This is a genomic window from Antribacter sp. NEAU-D49, assembly GCF_057158775.1.
The window spans coordinates 161,148-177,095 of record NZ_JBXTSN010000004.1 but is presented as its reverse complement, the minus strand read 5'-3'; the positions used below and the strand labels follow the sequence as shown (position 1 = coordinate 177,095).

Below are 15,948 nucleotides of genomic sequence, written 5' to 3'. Positions count from 1 at the left end.
TCCCGAGCCGCTTGGTCCCGAGCCGCCGGCTCCATTGACTTGAGGGAATGGTATGGATCTCACCATCGTCTGGTTCGTCCTGATCGCGGTCCTGTGGACCGGGTACCTCGTGCTCGAGGGCTTCGACTTCGGCGTCGGCATGCTCGCGTCGCTGCTCCCCCGCGGGGACCGTGCGGCGCGTGAGAAGGAACGCCGGCTCCTCGTCAACACGATCGGCCCCGTCTGGGACGGGAACGAGGTGTGGCTGATCACCGCGGGCGGTGCCACGTTCGCCGCCTTCCCCGAGTGGTACGCCACCCTGTTCTCCGGCTTCTACATCCCGCTGCTGCTCATCCTCGTGGCGCTCATCGTGCGCGGGGTCGCGTTCGAGTACCGCGGCAAGATCGCCGACGCGGCGTGGGCCCGCCGCTGCGACGTCGCGATCCAGGTGGGGTCGTGGCTGCCCGCCGTGCTGTGGGGCGTCGCCTTCGCCAACCTCGTGCGCGGTGTCCAGCTCGACGAGGGCCACCAGTACGTGGGCGGGTTCTGGGCGCTGCTCAACCCCTTCGCCCTGCTCGGCGGGCTCACCACGCTCGTGCTCTTCCTGCTCCACGGCACCGTGTTCGTGGCGCTCAAGACCGACGGCGACATCCGGCACCGTGCACGACGCCTCGCCGCAGGGCTCTCCGTGGCGGCGGTCGCCGTCGCCGGAGGCTGGGCGGTCTGGGCCCAGGTCGCCTTCTCCCCGGCCTGGACGTGGGTGGCGGTGGCCCTCGCCGCGGCCGCTCTGGTGGGCGTGGCCGTGACCAACGGGGCCGGCCGTGAGGGCTGGGCCTTCACGCTCTCGGCGGTGTCGATCGTGGCGGCGGCAGTCCTGATCTTCGGGTCCATGTTCCCGGACGTCATGCCGGGTCTGGACGGCGGCGAGTCGCTCACCGTCACGGAGGCGGCCTCCACCCCGTACACCCTCACGGTGATGACCTGGGTGGCCGTCTTTCTCACGCCGCTGGTCATCGCCTACCAGGCGTGGACCTACTGGGTGTTCCGCCGCCGGCTCAGCGTGGAGCACATCCCCGCGCCTGCCGGGCTCACCTGGCAGAAGATCAAGGACGCGGCGTTCTGAGCACGCACGGGAGGATGGGCTCGTGAAGCCTTTCGACCCGCGCCTGGCGCAGAGCCCGGCGGCGCGCGCCTACGTGGTGCTCACCGTGGTGCTCGGCGCGCTGTCGGCGGCGCTCGTGGTCGCGCAGGCCCTGCTGGTGGCCCGGATCCTGACGCCCGTCGTGGCCGGCGACGTCGTCGCCGGTCCGCTCGGCGGCGCCTTCACCGCGCTCGTGCTGGTCGTCGTCGCCCGGGCCGGGCTCGCCTGGGCGCAGGACCGGTACGCCCTGCGGGCGGCCGCCCGGACGGTCGCCGAGCTGCGCGCCGCGGTCGTGACCGCCTGGGCCACCCGACCCGCGCGGTCGTCGGTGAGCCGCGAGGCCGACGTCGCGACCCTCGCCACCCGAGGCCTCGATGCGCTCGAGCCCTACCTCGTGCGCTACCTGCCCCAGCTCGTCCTCACAGCGATCCTCACGCCTGCGCTCGTGATGGTCGTGTGGACGCTGGACTGGGTTTCCGCCCTCGTCGTGGTCGTGACGCTGCCGCTCGTCCCGGTGTTCATGGTGCTGGTCGGGCGCCTCACGGCCGGGACGTCGGAGCGACGTCTGGCGACCGTGCAGCGGCTCGGCGCCCAGGTGCTCGACCTCGTCGCCGGGCTGCCGACGCTCCGCGCCTTCGGCCGCTCCCTCGGCCCGGTGGCCCGGGTCCGGGAGCTCGGCGAGGCGTCACGCCGGGCCACGATGGGGACGCTGCGGGTCGCGTTCCTCTCGTCGATGGTCCTCGAGCTGCTCACCACCCTGTCGGTCGCGATCGTGGCTGTCGGCGTGGGCCTGCGTCTCGTGGAGGGCGCCATGCCGCTGGAGCCCGCCATCGCAGTGCTCATGCTGGCGCCCGAGGTCTACCTCCCGCTGCGCCGGGTCGGCGCGGAGTTCCACGCCTCCACCGACGGCCTCGCGGCGGCGGACCGGGCCTTCGCGGTGATCGCCACGGCCCCGGGCGCCGCCCCCTCCGCCGCCCGCTCCGCCGCTGTGGGTATGGCTGTGGCGACAATCCGACACCAGATTCCCGCCACAGCCATACCCACAGCAGGCGGGGGCGGGGTGGCGGGCGGGACCATCGTGCTCGACGGCGTCACCGTCCGGGCCGGCGACCGCGCCGTCCTCGCGCCCGCAGGCCTGTCGGCCCGCATCCCGGTCGGTGACGGGACGCCCGGCACCGGCCGCGTCGTCGCACTGCGCGGCCCGAGCGGTGCCGGGAAGTCCACCGCGGTCCTCGCCCTCCTGGGCCTGCTGCGGCCCGACGCCGGCCGCGTCCTGCTCGAGCGCGCCGGTGGCACCGCCGTTGACCTCGCCGAGGTGGACCCGCAGTCCTGGTGGGCGCAGCTCACCTGGGTGCCGCAGCGCCCCACGCTCCCTCCGGGCACGCTGCACGACGTCGTCACGGCCGGCCGGGCGACCGCCCCACCGCGTGACGGTGGTCCCGGAGCCCCGGGCGCCGGGGTCGGGCCGGACCTGGAGGCGGCGGCTCGGCGCACCGGGCTCGACGCCGTCGTCGCGGACCTGCCGCAGGGCTGGGACACGGCTGTCGGACTCGGTGGGGTGGGCCTCAGCGTCGGGCAGCGGCAGCGGGTCGCGCTCACCACGGCCCTCCTCGACGACGCCGCCGCCCGGCCGCTCGTCATCCTCGACGAACCCACCGCGCACCTCGACGCGCGGGGCGAGCAGGCCGTGCTGGACACGGTCCGGACCTGGCGCGACGAGGGCCGCACCGTCGTCGTCGTGGCTCACCGGGCGTCGCTCCTGGCGCTGGCCGACCAGGTGGTCGACGTGTCGTCGGCCCCCGCCCCCGCCCTCACGTCCGCTGTGGGTATGGACGTGGCGGCAATCCGCCCCGGAATTCACGCCACAGACAGACCCACAGCGGGAGGTGAGTCATGAGCGCGACCCAGGCGTCGACGTCGGGCAGCGTGGGCCGGACGAGCGGCGACCCCCTGCGGCGCGTGCTGCCGATGCTCGAGGTGCGACCCGGGCGGGTGGTGGCAGCGATCACGCTGGGGACGCTGGCGCTGGCCTGCGCGGTCGGGCTGGCCGCCGCGGCGGCGTGGTTGGTCGCCCGGGCCTCGCAGATGCCGCCGGTGCTCACGCTGTCGGTGGCTGTGGTGTCGGTGCGGGCGTTCGGGATCGGGCGGGGCGTCCTGCGGTACTGCGAGCGCCTCGCGTCGCACGACGTGGCGCTGCGTGGCATGGCGGCACTGCGCGCCAACGTGTACGAGGCCCTCGCCCGGAGCACCGCTCCGCTGACGGTGCGCCGCGGCGACCTGCTCGCCCGGCTCGGGGCGGACGTCGACGACGTGGGTGACGTGGTGGTCCGCGCGCTCGTCCCCGCGGGGGTGGCGCTCGTGGTGGGGCTGGGGTCCGTGGTGCTCGTCGGTGCCTTCCTGCCCGCGGCCGGCGCGACGCTCGCGGCCTGCCTCGTGCTGGCGGGGGTCGTGGCGCCGTGGCTGGCTGCACGGGCGGCGTCGACCGTCGAGACCCAGGGCGCCGCGGTCCGGGGCGAGGTCACGGCACTGACGCTCGAGCTCCTGGAGGACGCCGCCCCGCTGCGGGTGGCCGGCCGCTTCGACGACCGGCTCGCCGCCCTGGCACGCGCCGACGACCGCCTCACCGCGGTGGCCGACGCCGGCGCCCGCACCACCGGCCTCTCCGCCCTCCTCGGGGCCCTCGCCCAGGGGCTCGCCGTCGTGGCGTCGGTCGCGCTCGGCGTACCGGCCGTGCTCGAGGGGCGGCTCGCGCCGGAGGAGCTGACCGTGGTGGTGCTGACCCCGCTCGCCGTCTTCGAGGCGACGGCGGGCCTGCCCGCGGCGGCGGTCCAGCTGCACCGGTCGCGGGCTGCGGCACGGCGGCTGCTGGCCCTGCTGGGCGACCCGGGCCCCACCTCCGCCACGCCCCCGGGCGGCGCCGAGCCCCCCACCCGCGTCATCGGTAGTTCGGTGCGTGATCGGCAGTTCGAGCTGCCGATCACGCACCGAACTACCGATCACACAGACCAGGGCGTCGTCGGACCGGACCGCGCCGACCCGGTGCTCCAGCTCACCGACGTCACCGCCGGGTGGGGCGAGCGCGCCGTCGTCATGGGAGTCTCGCTCACCCTGCGGCCGGGATCGGTGGTGGCGCTGGCGGGGCCGTCGGGCGTCGGCAAGACCACGCTGCTGGCCACGGCGGCGGGTCTGGTGCCTCCGCTCTCGGGGGAGGTGAGCTCGCCGTCGGCCCTCTTCGTCGCCGAGGACGGGCACGTGTTCGACACGACGGTGCTGGAGAACCTGCGGGTCGCGCGCGGCGACGTCACGCCGGACGAGGCTCGCGAGGCGCTGGCCACGGTGGGCCTCGGGGACTGGCTGGGTGCGCTGCCGGACGGCCTCGGCACGGTGCTCGGCTCGGACGCCGCGGCGGTCTCGGGCGGCGAGCGCCGCAGGCTCCTGGTCGCGCGCGCCCTGCTCGCCCCGGCCCGGGTCCTGCTTGTCGACGAGCCCGCCGAGCATCTCGACGCCGCCACCGCCGACACCCTCGTGCAGACCCTCGCGGCGCACGCCCGCTCGACGGGTCGAGCGGTGCTCGTCGCCACGCACCGGCTCAGCCCGCTGGCGGCGGTGGACGAGGTGGTCGTCCTCGGTCCCGGCGAGCCGGCGACGGTCCGCGCGCGGGGCACGCACGCCGACCTCCTCCGCGACGAGGCCTACGCCTGGTCGGTCGCCCAGGAAGCTCGGGCGCACTGACCCGGACGAGCTGACTATCTCGGCGCCGCCTCCAGGACCGCCATCGCCGCCGAGCGGCCCGGGATGCCGCTCACTCCCCCGCCCCGCCGCGCGCCGGCGCCCGCCAGCAGCACCCGGGGATGGTCGGTCTCGACGCCCCACCGGCCCGCGTCGCGAGGGTCTTCGGCGAACGGCCACGCGAGGTCGCGGTGGAAGATGTGCCCGCCCGGCAGGCCCACGTCGCCCTCCAGGTCCACGGGGGTCCGCACCTCCAGGCACGGTGCCCCGTCGGCGTCGAGCGCCAGGCAGTCCTCGATCGGCTCGGCGAGCACCGAGTCGAGCGACCGGAGGGTCGCCGCGAGCGCCCGCGACCGCGCCCCCTCGGGGTCCTCGCGGAACAGCCGCGCGGGCAGGTGCAGCCCGAACAGCGTGATGGTCTGCGCCCCGGCGGCGCGCAGCTCCGGCCCGAGGATCGACGGGTCGGTGAGCGTGTGGCAGTAGATCTCGCACGGGGGCAGGTCCGGGATCTGCCCCGCCGCCGCCTGCGCGTACGCGGCCTGCAGCTGGGTGAACGACTCGTTGACGTGGAACGTGCCGCCGAACGCCGACGCCGGGTCCACCCCGTCGCGCAGCCGCGGCAGCCGGGTGAGCAGCAGGTTCACCTTGAGCTGTGCGCCTTCGGGTGCGCTGCCCGATGGCGATCGCCCGCCCAGGTGCACCGCGTCACCACGGGCGCCGCCGGCCAGCGCGCCGCCGCCCACCGCGGCTTCCCCGCCCACCGGCGCGCCGCCGCCCGCCACGAGCAGCCGGTCCAGCGTCGCGGGGGCGCAGCCGGCCAGCACGTGACCGGCGCGCACGCCGTGAGCCACACCGTCGTCGTCCGTCCAGGCGACCTCGGCGTCACCCCCGCCGCCCGAGCCCACGCCACCCCCGGCGCCACCCGGCGCCACCGCCGTCACGTCCGCCCCGGTCAGGATCGTCGCCCCGGCGGCGAGCGCCGCGTCCCGCAGCGCCCCGCTGACGGCGCCCATGCCACCCACGGGGACGTCCCAGTCACCGGTCCCGTTACCGATCACGTGGTAGAGGAAGCACCGGTTCTGGCGCAAGGAGTCCTCGTCGAGGTCGGCGAACGTGCCGATCAGGCCGTCGGTGGCGGCGACGCCGCGCACCACGTCGTCGGCGAACGTGCGGCGCAGCACGGCGCCCAGCGGCTCCTCGAACAGGGCCCGCCACGCCTCGTCGTCGCCCACCGCTGCCTGTGCCTGGGCGCGGGAGAGCAGCGGCTCGGTCACCGTCGGGAACAGCCGCCGGGCCACGGAACCCGTCATGGCGTAGAACGCCTGCCAGGCCTCGAAGTCCGCGTCGCCCCCGGTGAGGCGGCGGAACGACGCACGGGTGACGTCGTCGGACCCCGTGTCCACGAGGAGGCCGCCCGCGCCCACCGGCGTGTACGACGAGTAGCGCCGCCGCCGGAGGCGCACGTCGAGGCCGAGCTCGGCCACGATCTGCCGCGGCAGGAGCGAGACGAGGTACGAGTACCGCGACAGTCGCGCGTCCACCCCGGCGAACGGGCGGGCCGACACAGCCGCGCCGCCCACGTGGTCCAGGCGCTCCAGAACCAGGACCGAGCGGCCCGCACGGGCGAGGTAGGCGGCGGCCACGAGGCCGTTGTGGCCCGCTCCGACGACGACGGCGTCGTACCGGGCGGCGAGGTGCTCCTGCATGGCGACATCGTGGCACGTGGCCGGAATATGCCGTCCCGTGATCCTTTCGTGACATTTCACGGGAAGACCGGTACGGTCATCCTCGCCTCGCCGTCCAGACGAGGCCCAGGACCGGACGCCGAGCCCCGCCACCGGTTCTGACCAGCGACGACGTGGCGGGGACGGGGGAACCAGGTAAGCCGGACGCACCTGCGTCCTTGGGGTGAAGCCCTGCACGTCAGTGCGGGGCCGGGTGACTCCCCATCCGAACCCGACAGCTCACCTCGCAGGCGTCGAGGAGATCCATCGTGCCTACTCTGACCGAGCCCGAACAGTCGACGACCCGAGCCGCCCGCGCCCGCCACCGGGCCGACGGCCGGGCCATCACCCCCCTCACGTCCATCACCCAGACCGCCGCCGAGAACATGTCGGTCGCCGCCCGCACGGGAGCGATCGCCGTCGTCTCCTCGGGGCTGCTCGCCTCCGTCTTCACGCAGACCGCGAGCGCCGCCCCCGTGTCGAACGGGGTCACGGAGCACAGCCTGGACCGCACGGCCGTGCCGGGTGCCACCCTCCAGCTGGTGCCCGTGGTGACCGTCGCCCCCGAGACCACCTTCGCCGTCGAGCAGGCCCCGGCCCCGGTGCTGCCCTACGCCGAGACCGAGGCGGGCATCGCCGAGGCTCGGGCCAAGGCGGAGGCGGAGGCCCGTGCCAAGGCCGAGGCCGAGGCCCGTGCCCGGGCGGAGGCCGAGGCACGTGCCGCCGCCGAGGCCCGCGCTGCCGCGGCAGCCGCCGCGGCGGAGGCGGAGGCGGAGGCAGCCGCCGCGCAGGCCGCCGCGCAGACCGTCTCCACCAGCACGTCCGCCGTGGGGCAGCAGGCCGTCAACCTCGCGCTGGAGCTGGTCGGTACGCCCTACGTCTACGGCGAGGAGTCGCCGTCGACGGGCTTCGACTGCTCGGGACTGATCTGGTACGTCTACAAGCAGCTGGGCATCAGCCTGCCGCGCACGTCGTCCGAGCTCCGGTACGCGGGCACGCAGGTGTCGCTCGCCAACGCCCGGCCGGGTGACATCGTGTGGACCTCCGGGCACGTCGCCCTCTACGCGGGCAACGGGATGATCGTCGAGGCCAACAAGCCCGGCATGCCCGTCCGGTACGTCTCGATGTGGCAGGACAACCCGATCATCGTCCGGGTCGCGTGAGACTCCTGACGTCCTGGGCCGCTGGGGCGGCCCAGGACGTCAGGTAACGTCCGGCGGGTGAAGATCCTCGTCCCGGACGTCCCGTTCGACCTCGACTTCCCGGCCCGGCTGCCCGACGGCGGAGCCTCCTTCGGCGCCGGCGGCACCGACATGGTGGTGGCCTACGGGATGAAGGACCCGGTCCCCGAGGAGCACATCGACGCCGAGGTGCTGGTGACGTGGTCCAGCCCGCCGCGGGTCGTGGCCGACGCCGCCCGCCGGCTCACCCGGCTGCGCTGGGTGCAGACGCTGTCCGCAGGGCCGGACGTCGCGCTCGCCGCGGGCTTCGCTCCGGAGGTCGTGATCTCGTCGGGCCGCTCGCTGCACGACGACACCGTCGCGGAGCACACGCTGGCCCTCGTCCTCGCGACCGTGCGGCGGATCGACGTGGCCCTGAGCGCCCAGCGGGAGCACCGGTGGGAGCGCGCCATCGCCTTCGCCCAGGCCGACCCGGCCACCGAGGGGCAGTACACGCTCGATGGTGCGCGGGTGACGATCTGGGGTTTCGGGTCCATCGCGCTGCGCCTCGCGCCGTTGCTCGCGGCGCTCGGCGCCGAGGTGACCGGGGTGGCGGGCACGGCGGGCGAGCGGGCCGGGTTCCCGGTGGTGACCGCCGCGGACCTGCCGCGGGTGCTGCCGCGGACCGACGTGCTGATCTCCCTGCTGCCGGCCACGGACGCCACCCGGCACGCCCTCGACGCGGCCACGCTGGATCTGCTCCCACCGCACGCACGGTTCGTGAACGTAGGCCGCGGGGCGACGGTGGACGAGGCGGCGCTCCTCGACGCCTTGCGCTCCGGCCGTCTCGCCGGGGCAGCGCTCGACGTCATGGAGACCGAGCCGCTCCCGGCCGGCTCTCCCCTGTGGGACGCGCCGAACACGATCCTCACGCCGCACGTGGCCGGGGGCCGGCCCCGGCGGGCGGCGCAGTTCCTGGCGGAGCAGCTCACGGCCTGGCGGTCGGGCGGGGCAGAATCCCTGCGCAACGTCGTGCCGAGATAGTCAGGTCGTCCGGCGCTGCGCCGCCCGGCCGCGTGGGGGCGGCTGGCACACCGGGCACGTGAACGACGACCGGTTCATGAACGATTCACGGCGGATCGCCGTCCCGCAGCGCCGGCACGGCTCGCCCTCCCGGCCGTAGACGTTGAGCGACCGCTCGAAGTAGCCCGACTGGCCGTTGACGTTCACGTACAGCGCGTCGAAGCTGGTGCCGCCCTGTACGAGCGCCTCCCGCATGACCTCCTCGGCCGCGTCGAGCACCCGGTGCACATCGGCGGCCCGCAGCTTGTCCGTCGGCCGTGCCCAGTGCAGGCGGGCGCGCCACAGCGCCTCGTCGGCGTAGATGTTGCCCACCCCGGACACCACGGTCTGGTCGAGCAGCGCCCGCTTGACATCGGTCCGACGGCGGCGCACCCGCGCCACGAGGTCGTCGCGCCCCAGGTGCGGGTCCAGCAGGTCGCGGGCGATGTGCGCGACCGGGCCCGGGATCAGGGGGAGGTCGCTGCCGAGCCCGGCCGACACGCCGTCGGGCACGGGCTGGAGGTCCACGACGCTCAGGTGGCCGAACGTGCGCTGGTCCACGAAGTCGAGGTACCGGGCGCCGGAGGGCGCGCCCTCCAGGTGGAGGCGGACGCGGAGGTGGGGGTGCTGGAAGTCGTCGCCGGGGTCCTCCGCGCGGACCAGGAGCTGCCCCGACATGCCGAGGTGCGCGAGCAGCGCCGCGGCCGGGAGCCCGTCCACTGTGGGAGCGAGGGGAAGCCACAGGAACTTGCCGCGGCGCACGGCGGCGATCAGACGCTGCCCGGCGAGCTGACCGCGGAGGGCGACCGCACCGCCGTCGTGCCGGCGGACGCTGTAGTCGCGGAAGACCTCGACGTCCCGCACCACCGCTCCCACCACGAACCGGTCGAGACCGTCACGGACGGTCTCGACCTCGGGGAGCTCAGGCATTCGCGCCTTCGGCGGGGACGTCAGGAGCGGGGATGTCCGGAGCCGGGACGTCCGGCAGGGCGTCCGCCGGGGCGACCACGACGTCGCCCGGGAGAGGGAACGCCTCGTGCAGCGCGTGGTAGGCCTCCTCGGCCGCGCCCTGCTCGGCGTGCTTCTTGGCTGTGCCCGACCCGGTGCCGTAGGTGACGCCGTCGATCACCACGCGGGAGTGGAAGATCCGGGCATGCTCCGGCCCCTCGGCGTTGGCGAGGTACTCCGGTGCGGGCAGGCCGCGCTCAGCAGCGGCCTCCTGCAGCGACGTCTTCCAGTCGAGGCCCGCGCCGAGCCGCGCGGCGACCGCCAGCTGCGGGTCGGCGAGGCGGTGCACCAGCGCACGAGACACCTCGAGGCCGTGGCTCAGGTAGGTGGCGCCGATCAGGGCCTCCACCGTGTCGGACAGGATCGAGTCCTTGTCGAACCCGCGCGTGCGCAGCTCACCCTTGCCCAGCAGCACGTACCGGCCCAGGTCGAGGCGCCGGGCGATCTGCGCGAGCGAGCGCTGCGACACCGTGGCCGCGCGCATCCGTGCCAGGTCGCCCTCGGACAGGTCCGGGTGGCGCCGGTACAGCGCCTCCGTGACCACCAGCCCGAGCACCGTGTCGCCCAGGAACTCGAGCCGCTCGTTCGTGGGGATGCCGCCCGCCTCGTGCGCGAACGACCGGTGCGTCAGCGCGAGCACGAGAAGCTCGGGGTCCAGATGGACCCCGAGCTTCTCGAGAAGTGCGGTCGGCTCCGGCCGTGCCGGTGCGCCGTCCCTGACCACGTCAGCCGGCGAAGACGGGCTTCACGGCCTGGGCGTACTGACGACCCTTGTAGGTGCCGCACGTGGGGCAGGCCGTGTGCGACAGCTTGTCGGCCTTGCACGCGGGGCAGGTGGTGAGGGTCGCTGCGGTGGTCTTCCACTGCGAGCGACGCGCACGGGTGTTGCTGCGCGACATCTTGCGCTTCGGAACAGCCACGGCTAGCTCTCTTTCGTCTCGTCCGACACGCTCGTGGATCCGAGCATGCTCTGCAGCGCCGACCAACGAGGGTCGACAACGTCATGGTGGTGGCCGGGGTCGTCGGCCAGGCGCGCTCCGCACTCGGAGCACAAGCCCGGGCAGTCCGGCGAGCACAGCGGTTGAAATGGTAGCGCAGTCACGACGGAATCCCTCAGCGGGGGTTCCAGGTCCGCGAGATCGTCCTCGAGGAGCGACTCCTCGTCCTCCGCCTCGTCGTCGCCCGCAGCCTCTGCGGCGCGCGCACGCTCCGGGTAGGCGAAGAGCTCGGTGAGGTCCACCGTGACAGGCTCGGTGATCGTGTCGAGGCAGCGGACACACTCGCCCACCGCCACGCCGCTCACCGTACCCGACACCAGCACACCTTCCATCACGGCCTCGAGCCGCAGGTCGAGCTCGATCTCGGACCCCTCGGGGATGCCGATGACGACCGTGCCCAGGTCCGACGGCGCCTGCACGGTGCGCGAGACCGTGCGCATGCTGCCGGGACGCCGAGACAGCTCGTGCGTGTCGAGCACGAGCGGCGAGCGCGGGTGGAGGGTGATGACAGGCTCCAAAGAAGGATGGGTGTCCGGTGAGGGAGGCGGCCCTGCGACGAAGTGCGAGCCAGCACACCAGTCTACGGCACTGGCGGCCGCCGCCCTACTGGAGGCCGGTGTGACGTCGGCCGCGCCGGACCGCTACGCCAGGGCGGCCCGCACGGCCTCCGCCACCCCTGCGGGGACCAGGTCCTCGATCCGGCCGCCGTACCGGGCCACGTCCTTCACCAGCGACGACGCGATGTGCGCGTACGCCGGGTCGCCGACGACGAACACTGTCTCCAGGCCGGTGAGGTGCCGGTTCATGAGCGCCATGGGGGCCTCGGAGTCGAAGTCGGCTCCCCCGCGCAGGCCCTTCACCACGGCGACCGCGCCGAGCTCCCGGCAGAAGTCGACGAGGAGGCCGGGGACCAGCGCGACGCGCACGTCGGCGGTCGCGGGATCGGCGGCGAGCGCCGCACGCGCCAGCCCGGCGCGGACCTCGGGGTCCAGGAGACCCGACTTGCCGGCATTCTTCGCGACACCCACCACGACGTCGTCGAACATGGCGCGCGTGCGGCGCACCACGTCCAGGTGGCCGAGGGTGAAGGGGTCGAACGAGCCGGGGCAGACGACGGTGGTCATGACGTCACACGCTAGCGGGCTCGGCGTAGTGCACGGCGGTCTCGCCGTAGTCCTTGCGGGCGAACGGCTCGAGGCCGGCGGGCCACGCGGGTTCGGGGCTGCGCGTCGAGCGCTCCACCACCACCACGGCGCCGGGCGCGAGCACTCCGGGCGCGGCGAGGTGGGCGAGGACCGCCGCCAGCTCCGTCTCGGCCAGGTCGTAGGGCGGGTCCAGGAACACGAGGTCGAGCCCGGCCGGCGGCGGGCCACCCGGGGGCGCCCCGTCCGGCCCGGCGTGGTGCGCCTGGGCGGCCCGGGCGCCGTCGGGCACCAGCGACGCGGCGAAACGCTCCGCGCTGTCCGCGACCACGCGCACCCCGGCCAGGCCGAGGGTGGTGACGTTGCGGCGCGCGACGTCGGCGGCCGCGCGGGCGCTGTCCACCAGGGTGACCGACGCCGCCCCGCGGCTGGCCGCCTCCAGGCCGAGCGCGCCGGAACCGGCGTAGAGGTCGAGCACGCGGGCGCCGTCGAGCACGTCGAGGTGCTCCAGCCGGGAGAAGATCGCCTCGCGCACGCGGTCGCTGGTGGGGCGGGTCCCCTTGGCCGGCACCGCGATGGTGCGCCCGCCGACCGAGCCGGCCACGATCCTCGTCACGGCCCGAGCCTAACGCGGGCGCCCGCCCCGGCCGGTTTGTTCGGCAGCTCGAGAAGGGGCAGCGCCCTACGCCGGGTCCGGGAGCGACACGTACGCGACGACAGGGCGGTGGTCGCTACCCGTGGGGTCCAGGGTCCACGTGCGCACCACCTCGGCCTCGCGGGTGAGCACCTGGTCGAGCCGGACCACGGGGAAGGCCGCGGGGAACGTCAGGTCGAAGCCGTGCACCGACCCGCCCACGTGCTCCAGCACCGGGTCGAGCGCCCGGTCGCGCAGCTCGGAGTTGAGGTCGCCGGCGAGGATCACCATGGTGGTCGGCTCGGCCGCGAGCGCCCCGGCGAGGATCCCGATGCTCTCGTCGCGGGCATCGGCGTCGAGCCCGCGGAGCCCCACGCGGGCCGAGGGCAGGTGCGCCACGTACACCGCGACCGGACCCTGCGGCGCCTGCGCGACGACGCGCAGCCCGCGGTCCCACGAGGCGTCGACGCCGCTGGGCCGCAGGTCCACCGGGGCGGCCTCGGCCAGCGGCAGCCGCGACCAGAGGCCCACGGTGCCCTGGACCGCGTGATGGGGGTAGCCCGCCGCGAGCGCCGCCTGGACGTCGGGCAGGAGCCCGGGCGTCACCTCCTCCAGCGCGATGAGGTCCGGGTCCTCGGCGAGCAGGTCGGCGAGAGTCCCGGCGACGTCGTCGTTCTCGTCGCTGAGGTTGTGCTGGACCACCACGAGGTCGTAGGTGACGGGGTCCTCGGGGAGCAGCCCGGGCCCGAACTGCCAGAGCCAGGCCGCGAGCGGAACCAGCGCGAAGAGGACGGCCGTGGCCGACCGGCGCACGAGGGCGAGGACGATGAGGACCGGCACGGCGAGACCGAGCCACGGCGCGAACGTCTGCACCAGGCTGCCGAGGCCTCCCCAGCGGTTGGGCACGAGGCCGTGGAGGACGATCAGCAGGGCGGCGACGACGGCGAGGAACGCGAGGATCCGGCCGCGCTGCCACGCCGACTTGCGCGGCCGCGCGTCGGGCGGGACGTGTTTCGCGTCGGTGCTCACGGGCCCGGACCCTAGCGGAACTCACCCGCTGTGGGAACGGCTCAGGCCCGTTCCAGGAACTCCTCCTGCTGTTCGTCCAGCTGGGCGGCGATGGCGGCCGCGAGGTCCGGGAAGCCCGCCAGGGCGGGGTCACCTGCGACGACGGGTCCGGCCTCGCGCCGGGCCAGCTCGATGAGGTCGGCGTCCTTGACCACGCGCAGGAGGCGCAGCGAGCTGGACCGGCCGGACTGGGCGGCGCCGAGGACGTCGCCCTCGCTCCGCTGCTCCAGGTCGAGGTTCGCCAGCTCGAAACCGTCGGTGGTGCGCACCATCGCCTCCAGCCGTGCTGCGGCGGGCGTGCCGGGCTCGGCGTCCGAGACGAGGAGGCACAGCCCCGCGTCATTCCCGCGGCCTACGCGCCCGCGCAGCTGGTGGAGCTGCGAGATGCCGAACCGGTCGGCGTCGAAGATCACCATGACCGTCGCCTCGGGCACGTCGACCCCCACCTCGACCACGGTGGTGGACACGAGGACCGGCGTCTCGCCCGACGCGAACCGGGCCATGGCGGCGTCCTTGTCGGCGGGCGCCATCTGCCCGTGCAGCACGCCGATCTCCAGCCCGGCGAGCTGGGGCCGTTCCCGCAGCTCGTCGGCGACCTCCAGCACGGCCCGCAGGGGCGGACGGTCCGGCCCGCCGGCGTCGTCCGCCCCCGGGCCGCCGCCTCCGCCCGGACCGGCGAGCGCGAGGAAGTCGGGCACGGTGTCGAAGTCGGCCACGGCGGTGGCCCCGCCGGCCGGCAGGTCGTCGTCGGGGTGGATGCGCGGGCACACCACGTAGGCGCGGTGCCCGGCCTCCACCTCCTCGCGGACCCGCTGCCACGTGCGGTCCACCCAGGCGACGTTGCCCGCGGGGACCATGTGCGTGGTGACGCCCGCGCGGCCGGCCGGGACCTGCGTGAGCGACGATGTCTCGAGGTCGCCGAAGACCGTCATCGCGACGGTGCGCGGGATCGGCGTCGCGGTCATCACGAGGAGGTGCGGCGACACGCGGCCCTTGGCCCGGAGCGCGTCGCGCTGCTCGACGCCGAACCGGTGCTGCTCGTCCACGACGACGAGCCCCAGGTCGGCGAACTGCACCTGCTCGCCGAGCAGCGCGTGCGTGCCCACGACGATCCCTGCCTCGCCGCTCGCGGCCTGCAGGAGCGCCGTCTTGCGGGCGGCCGCACCGAGGGACCCCGTCAGCAGGGCGACCCGGGTGCCGTGCTCGGCGCCGCCGAGCAGCCCGCCCTCGGCGAGCGGCCCGAGCAGGGCGCGCAGAGTGCGGGCGTGCTGGGCGGCGAGCACCTCGGTGGGGGCGAGGAGGGCCCCCTGCCCGCCCGCGTCGACCACCTGGAGCATGGCGCGCAGGGCCACGACGGTCTTGCCGGACCCCACCTCGCCCTGCAGCAGCCGCTGCATGGGCCGCGGCGACGCCAGCTCCGCTGCGATCTCCTCCCCCACCCAGCGCTGCCCCTCGGTCAGCTCGAAGGGCAGGGACGCGTCGAAGTCGGCGAGGATGCTGGGCTCTCCCGGCGCACGCGGCGGGCGGGCGGTGGCGTCCTCCTGCGCGGCGCGCGCCCGGCGCTGGGCGAGCGCGGCCTGCAGCACGAAGGCCTCCTCGAACCGCAGCCGGTGCTGCCCCACCCGGGCGGCCTCCATGGACTCGGGCCGGTGAACCATGCGCAGGGCCGCCGCCCTGCCGGGCAGCCGCAGCCGGGCCCGCACCTCGACCGGCACGGGGTCCACCACGTCGTCGTCCGTCAGGGTGTCGATGACGACCCGGGCCGCCTGCTGGATCTTCCAGCTCGAGATCGACGCCGACGCCGGGTAGATGGGGATGGGACGGCTCGCGTGCTCCAGGAGCGCCTCGTCACTGTCGAGGTCCTGCTCGCCGATCATCACGAAGTCCGGGTGCGCCAGCTGCCGCACGCCCTTGTAGACGCCGACCGTGCCGGAGAAGAGGCCCGACGCCCCCGGCGTGAGCCGCTGCTCGAAGCCGTACAGCCCGCCCTTGTGCTTGCCGAAGAAGGTGAGCGAGAGCCGGTGGCGGCCGTCGGTGATCGTGGCCTCCAGCAGCGCGCCGCTGCGGGCCCGCATGGTGCGGATCGTGGCCCGCTCCACGCGCGCCATCACCGTCGCGTGCTCCCCGATCTCCAGGGACCCCAGGTCCGTCAGCCGGCCCGGGTCGGCGTAGCGGCGCGGGTAGTGGCCCAGCAGGTCGCCCACCGTCTCCAGGCCCAGCTTGGCGAGCGCGTTCGCGCTCCGGGGCCCCACGGCGCGGGACAGCTTCTCGTCCTCGCGCCGCGCCGTCGTTCCGGCCATGGG

14 protein-coding genes and 1 riboswitch are annotated in these 15,948 nt (G+C 74.9%); of the genes, 5 read left to right on the top strand and 9 right to left on the bottom strand.

Annotation, left to right across the window (positions count from 1 at the left end; all coding sequences use genetic code 11):
• Window positions 1-52 precede the first annotated feature (52 nt).
• The 3 genes from cydB to cydC are packed head-to-tail and all read left to right on the top strand — an operon-like array spanning window position 53 to window position 4,852.
• Window positions 53-1,102: a cytochrome d ubiquinol oxidase subunit II gene (gene cydB / locus AC060K_RS05630; RefSeq protein ID WP_483763736.1), complete on the top strand. Its 1,050-nt coding sequence runs from the start codon at window positions 53-55 to the stop codon at window positions 1,100-1,102.
• A gap of 22 nt (window positions 1,103-1,124) precedes the next feature.
• Entirely contained in the window at window positions 1,125-3,017 is a 1,893-nt protein-coding gene (gene cydD, locus AC060K_RS05625; RefSeq protein ID WP_483763735.1) for a thiol reductant ABC exporter subunit CydD, read from the top strand.
• Window positions 3,014-4,852, top strand: coding sequence for a thiol reductant ABC exporter subunit CydC (gene cydC, locus AC060K_RS05620; RefSeq protein WP_483763734.1), 1,839 nt, complete (start codon window positions 3,014-3,016; stop codon window positions 4,850-4,852). Before cydD ends, cydC begins: the two co-directional genes overlap by 4 nt.
• 14 nt (window positions 4,853-4,866) lie before the next feature.
• On the opposite strand, the gene AC060K_RS05615 is transcribed toward cydC, so the two are convergent.
• Window positions 4,867-6,555 (bottom strand): phytoene desaturase family protein, encoded by a 1,689-nt coding sequence (locus tag AC060K_RS05615; protein ID WP_483763733.1) that lies wholly within the window; start codon window positions 6,553-6,555, stop codon window positions 4,867-4,869.
• A gap of 106 nt (window positions 6,556-6,661) precedes the next feature.
• Window positions 6,662-6,842: riboswitch (cyclic di-AMP (ydaO/yuaA leader) on the top strand.
• Between AC060K_RS05615 and AC060K_RS05610 the strand changes: the two genes are divergently transcribed.
• On the top strand, window positions 6,843-7,736 hold the full coding sequence (locus AC060K_RS05610) for a C40 family peptidase (RefSeq protein WP_483763732.1): 894 nt from the start codon (window positions 6,843-6,845) through the stop codon (window positions 7,734-7,736).
• Between the two features lie 57 nt (window positions 7,737-7,793).
• A complete protein-coding gene (locus AC060K_RS05605) occupies window positions 7,794-8,777 on the top strand; it encodes an NAD(P)-dependent oxidoreductase (RefSeq protein WP_483763731.1) in 984 nt (327 codons plus the stop codon).
• Here the strand turns inward: AC060K_RS05605 and mutM are convergent, their stop codons facing one another.
• The 8 genes from mutM to AC060K_RS05565 all read right to left on the bottom strand — a co-directional run bounded on the left by mutM (window position 8,778) and on the right by AC060K_RS05565 (window position 15,945).
• Window positions 8,778-9,725: a bifunctional DNA-formamidopyrimidine glycosylase/DNA-(apurinic or apyrimidinic site) lyase gene (gene mutM, locus AC060K_RS05600; RefSeq protein ID WP_483764474.1), complete on the bottom strand. Its 948-nt coding sequence runs from the start codon at window positions 9,723-9,725 to the stop codon at window positions 8,778-8,780.
• A complete protein-coding gene (rnc, locus tag AC060K_RS05595; protein WP_483764473.1) occupies window positions 9,718-10,527 on the bottom strand; it encodes a ribonuclease III in 810 nt (269 codons plus the stop codon). The genes mutM and rnc overlap by 8 nt, the downstream gene beginning before the upstream one ends.
• A 1-nt stretch (window position 10,528) precedes the next feature.
• Window positions 10,529-10,723 (bottom strand): 50S ribosomal protein L32, encoded by a 195-nt coding sequence (rpmF, locus tag AC060K_RS05590; protein ID WP_125777564.1) that lies wholly within the window; start codon window positions 10,721-10,723, stop codon window positions 10,529-10,531.
• A gap of 2 nt (window positions 10,724-10,725) precedes the next feature.
• Entirely contained in the window at window positions 10,726-11,280 is a 555-nt protein-coding gene (locus AC060K_RS05585) for a YceD family protein (protein ID WP_483764478.1), read from the bottom strand.
• A 162-nt stretch (window positions 11,281-11,442) separates the two neighbouring features.
• Window positions 11,443-11,925 (bottom strand): pantetheine-phosphate adenylyltransferase, encoded by a 483-nt coding sequence (gene coaD, locus AC060K_RS05580; protein ID WP_483764472.1) that lies wholly within the window; start codon window positions 11,923-11,925, stop codon window positions 11,443-11,445.
• 4 nt (window positions 11,926-11,929) lie between these two features.
• Window positions 11,930-12,559 carry an RsmD family RNA methyltransferase gene (locus AC060K_RS05575; protein WP_483764471.1) on the bottom strand — a complete coding sequence of 210 codons (630 nt, stop codon included), beginning with the start codon at window positions 12,557-12,559 and terminating at the stop codon, window positions 11,930-11,932.
• Window positions 12,560-12,625: 66 nt separating this feature from the next.
• Window positions 12,626-13,606 carry an endonuclease/exonuclease/phosphatase family protein gene (locus AC060K_RS05570; protein WP_483764470.1) on the bottom strand — a complete coding sequence of 327 codons (981 nt, stop codon included), beginning with the start codon at window positions 13,604-13,606 and terminating at the stop codon, window positions 12,626-12,628.
• A gap of 41 nt (window positions 13,607-13,647) precedes the next feature.
• Window positions 13,648-15,945 (bottom strand): ATP-dependent DNA helicase RecG, encoded by a 2,298-nt coding sequence (locus AC060K_RS05565; RefSeq protein ID WP_483764469.1) that lies wholly within the window; start codon window positions 15,943-15,945, stop codon window positions 13,648-13,650.
• Window positions 15,946-15,948 lie beyond the last annotated feature (3 nt).

Excerpts from the sequence above, each read along its gene's own strand:
- cydB (WP_483763736.1), top strand. The coding sequence starts at position 53 with ATGGATCTCACCATCGTCTGGTTCGTCCTGATCGCGGTCCTGTGGACC.
- cydC (WP_483763734.1), top strand. The coding sequence starts at position 3,014 with ATGAGCGCGACCCAGGCGTCGACGTCGGGCAGCGTGGGCCGGACGAGC.
- AC060K_RS05615 (WP_483763733.1), bottom strand. The coding sequence starts at position 6,555 with ATGCAGGAGCACCTCGCCGCCCGGTACGACGCCGTCGTCGTCGGAGCG.
- mutM (WP_483764474.1), bottom strand. The coding sequence starts at position 9,725 with ATGCCTGAGCTCCCCGAGGTCGAGACCGTCCGTGACGGTCTCGACCGG.
- coaD (WP_483764472.1), bottom strand. The coding sequence starts at position 11,925 with ATGACCACCGTCGTCTGCCCCGGCTCGTTCGACCCCTTCACCCTCGGC.
- AC060K_RS05565 (WP_483764469.1), bottom strand. The coding sequence starts at position 15,945 with ATGGCCGGAACGACGGCGCGGCGCGAGGACGAGAAGCTGTCCCGCGCC.